The sequence below is a fragment of the Micromonospora sp. NPDC003241 genome, assembly GCF_053589795.1.
The window spans coordinates 1-4,918 of the sequence record NZ_JBSFSO010000056.1 but is presented as its reverse complement, the minus strand read 5'-3'; the positions used below and the strand labels follow the sequence as shown (position 1 = coordinate 4,918).

The following is a 4,918-nucleotide window of genomic DNA, read 5'->3' as shown; positions in this document are numbered from 1 at the left end:
ACCGGCGAGCGAGGGGACAGGTGCGTCAGCGACGGGGGCCGAGAGCGGCCTGGACGGCGCGGCCGAGGGCGGCGACCACCAGGCCGACCGAGGGGCGGACCACGGAGCTTTCCAGACCCACCTCGCCGGAGAAGCCCGCACCACTGGCGATCTCCTCCAACCGGCGGCGGGCCTCGGTGGCGTCCTCGCCGGTCACCCCCAGGGCCGATTCCATCCGGAGTACGGCGACCAGCGTCGCCAGGGCGGCGGTCCGCTCGTCGGGCGCTTCGCCGGTCAGCGCGGCGGCGAGCCGTTCGCGGGTCTCCGCCTCCACCGAGGGGTCCAGCACCGGATAGCGGTGCACGTGGATGAAGCCCAACTCCGTCTCGTCGACGTCCCGGACCACCCCGTGCGCGCACAGGTCACCGAGGACCTTGTCGCGCAGGCCGTGCCGCAGCCGCTGCACCCAGGACGACGGGCTGTGCGGCGTGTCCGCCGCGATCCGGGCCAGCACGTCGTCGGTGACCGGCTCGCCCGTCGGTGTCGCGTCGACGACGGTCAGGGCACCCTCGGCGTACGCGATCCGGCCCGCCAGGGCCAACTCGATCAACACTGCGGCGGCCATGCCCAGGTCGAGGCTGATCCGGGGCATGGTCGCCTTGCCGGATTCGTCGTCGTACGCCAGCAGGAGCAGTTCCTCGGCGAGCGGAACACCAGTCATGGCCCGAGACGGTAGCCGCTCGACGCCAGCGCCCGCAGGACAAACCCGCCGCCTGCGGCGACCCGCCCGGACCGCGCTCGACGCGGACAGATCAGAACCGGGGCATGCCGCCGAACTGGCGGTCCCCGGCGTCACCGAGACCCGGCACGATGAACATGCTGTCGTTGAGGCCCTCGTCGATCGACGCGGTGACCAGACGCAGCGGCAGACCGGACCGCTCCAGCCGGGCGATGCCGGCCGGTGCGGCGAGTACGCAGAGCACCGTGATCTCGGTGCAGCCGCGCTCGGCCAGCAGCCGGCAGCAGTGCTCCAACGAGCCACCGGTGGCCAGCATCGGGTCGAGGACCAGCACCGGCAGGCCGTTCAGGTCGCGGGGTAGCGACTCCATGTAGGCGCGCGGTTCGAAGGTCTCCTCGTCCCGGGCCAGCCCGACGAAGCCCATCGACGACTCCGGCAGCAGCCCCAGCGCGGCGTCGGCCATGCCGAGACCGGCGCGCAGCACCGGCACCAGCAGCGGCGGGTTGGCCAGCCGGGTGCCCTCGGTACCGGTGACCGGGGTCTGCACCGGGTACCGCTCGATCGGGAAGGAGCGCGCGGCCTCGTACACCAGCATGGTGGTGAGTTCGTGCAGCGCCGCCCGGAACGAGGCGGAGTCGGTCCGTTCGTCCCGCATGGCGGTCAGCCGGGACTGGGCGAGCGGATGGTCAATGACGAGTACGTCCACGATCGCTCAACCTACCCGCCCCGGACTCGGACGCGCGGGCCCCGGCCCGGAGCAGCGACGTCGCTCACCCGGGACGCCCGCCCGCCGTCATGATCAAGATCGGGTGGCTCCCGCCTGCGTAGACTTCGCCGCATGACGGCGACAACGACGTCGGCCCGGTCGGACCTCTCCGAGCTGGGACGATCCGAGACCGCTCTGCGGACCTTCCTGCACGGCCTACCGGGCGTGGACCAGGTCGGCGCGGAGCAGCGGGCAGCCCAACTCGGCACCCGTTCCATCAAGACCACCGCCAAGGCACAGGCGATCGACCTCGCGATCCGAATGGTCGACCTCACCACGCTGGAAGGCGCGGACACCCCCGGCAAGGTACGCGCGCTCGCCGCCAAGGCGCTGCGCCCCGACCCGGCCGACCCGTCCTGCCCACACGTCGGCGCGGTCTGCGTCTATCCCGCGATGGTCCCCCACGTGGCCGAGGTGTTGCGCGGCTCGAACGTGCACCTGGCCAGCGTGGCGACCTCGTTCCCGTCCGGTCAGGCACCGCTTGCGATCAAGCTCGCCGACACCCGGGCCGCCGTCGAGGCGGGCGCCGACGAGATCGACATGGTGATCAACCGGGGCGCGTTCCTGGCCGGTCGCTACGCCGAGGTGTACGACGAGATCGTGGCGACCAAGGAAGCCTGCGGGGACGCCCACCTCAAGGTGATTCTGGAGACCGGCGAGCTGGCCACCTACGACAACGTACGCCGGGCCTCCTGGCTGGCGATGCTGGCCGGCGGCGACTTCATCAAGACCTCCACCGGCAAGGTCCCGGTCGCGGCCACCCTGCCGGTGACGCTGGTCATGCTGGAGGCGGTGCGCGACTTCCGGGCCGCCACTGGTCGGCAGGTCGGCGTGAAGCCGGCCGGCGGCATCAAGACCACCAAGGACGCCGTCAAGTACCTGGTCATGGTCAACGAGACCGTCGGGCCGGACTGGCTGGACCCGGACTGGTTCCGCTTCGGCGCGTCCAGCCTCCTCAACGACCTGCTCATGCAGCGCACCAAGCTGACGACCGGTGTCTACGCCGGCCCCGACTACTTCACCCTGGACTGAACGCGATGTTCGAATACGCACCCGCCCCCGAGTCGCGCTCGGTGGTGGACATCAAGGGCTCGTACGGCCTGTTCATCGACGGCACCTTCGTCGACCCGGCCGACGGCGGCAGCTTCAAGTCGATCAGCCCCTCCTCGGAGGAGGTGCTCGCCGAGATCGCCGAGGGCGGCAGCCAGGACGTGGACCGCGCGGTCCGGGCCGCCCGGAAGGCGTACGAGAAGGTCTGGGGTCCGATGCCGGGCCGGGACCGGGCCAAGTACCTGTTCCGGATCGCCCGCCTCCTCCAGGAACGCTCGCGTGAGCTGGCCGTGCTGGAGTCGCTGGACAACGGCAAGCCGATCAAGGAGTCGCGCGACGTCGACCTGCCGCTGGTCGCCGCCCACTTCTTCTACTACGCCGGCTGGGCAGACAAGCTGGAGCACGCCGGCTTCGGCGCGAACCCGCGACCGCTCGGCGTGGCGGCGCAGGTCATCCCGTGGAACTTCCCGCTGCTCATGCTGGCCTGGAAGATCGCCCCGGCGCTCGCCGCCGGCAACACGGTGGTGCTCAAGCCCGCCGAGACCACCCCGCTGACCGCCCTGCTCTTCGCCGAGATCTGCCAGCAGGCCGACCTGCCGGCCGGTGTGGTGAACATCGTCACCGGTGCCGGGGAGACCGGCCGGGCCCTGGTCGAACACGACGGCGTCGACAAGGTCGCGTTCACCGGCTCCACCGACGTCGGCCGGGCCATCGCCCGCGCCGTCGCCGGCAGCCGCAAGAAGCTCACCCTGGAACTCGGCGGCAAGGCCGCCAACATCGTCTTCGACGACGCCCCCGTCGACCAGGCGGTCGAGGGCATCGTCAACGGCATCTTCTTCAACCAGGGGCACGTCTGCTGCGCCGGTTCCCGGCTGCTGGTCCAGGAGTCCGTCGCCGAGCAGGTGCTGGAATCGCTCAAGCGCCGGATGGCGCTGCTGCGCGTCGGTGACCCGCTGGACAAGAACACCGACGTCGGCGCCATCAACTCCGCCGCCCAGCTCGCCCGGATCCACGAGCTGACCGAGGCCGGCGCCGCCGAGGGCGCGCAGCGCTGGTCGCCGCCGTGCGAACTGCCGGACCGTGGCTTCTGGTTCGCGCCGACCATCTTCACCGGCGTCACCCAGGCCCACCGGATCGCCCGCGAGGAGATCTTCGGCCCGGTGCTGTCCGTGCTGACCTTCCGCACCCCGGCCGAGGCCGTGGAGAAGGCCAACAACACGCCGTACGGGCTCAGCGCCGGAATCTGGACCGACAAGGGTTCCCGCATCCTGTGGATGGCCGACCGGCTGCGCGCCGGAGTCGTCTGGGCCAACACGTTCAACAAGTTCGACCCCACCTCGCCGTTCGGCGGCTACAAGGAGTCGGGCTACGGTCGCGAGGGCGGCCGGCACGGGCTGGAGGCGTACCTCAATGTCTGAGCGGGTCGCGGTACGCAAGACGTACAAGCTCTTCATCGGCGGGAAGTTCCCGCGTAGCGAGTCGGGACGGTCGTATCTCGTGCAGGACTCGAACGTGTCGTTGGCCTCCCGCAAGGACGCCCGGGACGCCGTGGTCGCCGCCCGCGCCGCCGTGAAGGGCTGGGCCGGAGCGACCGCGTACAACCGGGGTCAGATCCTCTACCGCGTCGCTGAGATGCTGGAGGGCCGCCGCGACCAGTTCATCGGTCTCGGCGTACCCGCCGACGAAGTCGACGCCGCCACCGACCGCTGGGTCTGGTACGCGGGCTGGTCCGACAAGCTGCCGCAGGTGTACGGCGGCGCCAACCCGGTCGCCGGCCCCTACTTCAACCTCTCCGCACCCGAGCCGACCGGAGTGGTCGCCGTGGTGGCTCCCGAGGCGCCGGCGCTGCTGGGCCTGGTCAGCGTGATCGCCCCGGCGATCGTCACCGGTAACACCGTGGTGGTGGCCGCCTCCCCGGAAGCACCACTGGCCGCGATCACCCTCGCCGAGGTGCTCGCCACCTCCGACCTGCCCGGCGGCGTCGTCAACATCCTCACCGGGCGGCTGCCGGAGACCGTACCCACGCTGGCCGCGCACATGGACGTCAACGCCATCGACCTGACCGGGGTCGCCGACGCGGACCTGGCGGTCGACCTGGAGATCAAGGCCGCGGAGAACCTGAAGCGGGTGCTCCGTCCGGTGGGCTCCGGGCACGACTGGTCCGCTGATCCGGGGCTCGGGCGGATGACGGCGTTGCTGGAGACCAAGACTGTGTGGCATCCCAAGGGGGTGTGATTCCTCCTCGCTCTTTGGGTTTCTCGCTGCTCTTTGGGTTTCTCGCTGCTCTTTGGGTCTCTCGCTGTGGGGGTTTCCGGGGGGAGCCCACCCGCTCCGGGCGGTCAGGCTTGATCCCTGCGCGGGTGGGCTCCCCCCGCAAACCTCTC

At 71.0% G+C, this 4,918-nt stretch carries 5 protein-coding genes; 3 read left to right on the top strand and 2 right to left on the bottom strand.

Features of this window, described 5'->3' with window-relative positions; all coding sequences use genetic code 11:
* Positions 1-25: 25 nt before the first annotated feature.
* Together ACWDVW_RS29045 and upp are read right to left on the bottom strand one after the other, a co-directional pair.
* Positions 26-700 carry a GOLPH3/VPS74 family protein gene (locus tag ACWDVW_RS29045; RefSeq protein WP_431882549.1) on the bottom strand — a complete coding sequence of 225 codons (675 nt, stop codon included), beginning with the start codon at positions 698-700 and terminating at the stop codon, positions 26-28.
* Positions 701-791: 91 nt separating this feature from the next.
* Positions 792-1,424, bottom strand: coding sequence for a uracil phosphoribosyltransferase (upp, locus tag ACWDVW_RS29040; RefSeq protein WP_449955124.1), 633 nt, complete (start codon positions 1,422-1,424; stop codon positions 792-794).
* A gap of 132 nt (positions 1,425-1,556) precedes the next feature.
* Here upp and deoC point away from each other — a divergent pair, with 132 nt between their 5' ends.
* From deoC to ACWDVW_RS29025, 3 genes are read left to right on the top strand one after another with little or no spacing between them, the layout of a single operon-like run.
* The gene (gene deoC / locus ACWDVW_RS29035) at positions 1,557-2,516 is read left to right on the top strand and encodes a deoxyribose-phosphate aldolase (RefSeq protein WP_449955121.1); all 960 of its coding nucleotides are present in this window, start codon (positions 1,557-1,559) and stop codon (positions 2,514-2,516) included.
* A gap of 5 nt (positions 2,517-2,521) precedes the next feature.
* Positions 2,522-3,952 (top strand): aldehyde dehydrogenase family protein, encoded by a 1,431-nt coding sequence (locus ACWDVW_RS29030; RefSeq protein WP_449955118.1) that lies wholly within the window; start codon positions 2,522-2,524, stop codon positions 3,950-3,952.
* The gene (locus ACWDVW_RS29025) at positions 3,945-4,769 is read left to right on the top strand and encodes an aldehyde dehydrogenase family protein (protein ID WP_449955116.1); all 825 of its coding nucleotides are present in this window, start codon (positions 3,945-3,947) and stop codon (positions 4,767-4,769) included. The genes ACWDVW_RS29030 and ACWDVW_RS29025 overlap by 8 nt, the downstream gene beginning before the upstream one ends.
* Positions 4,770-4,918 lie beyond the last annotated feature (149 nt).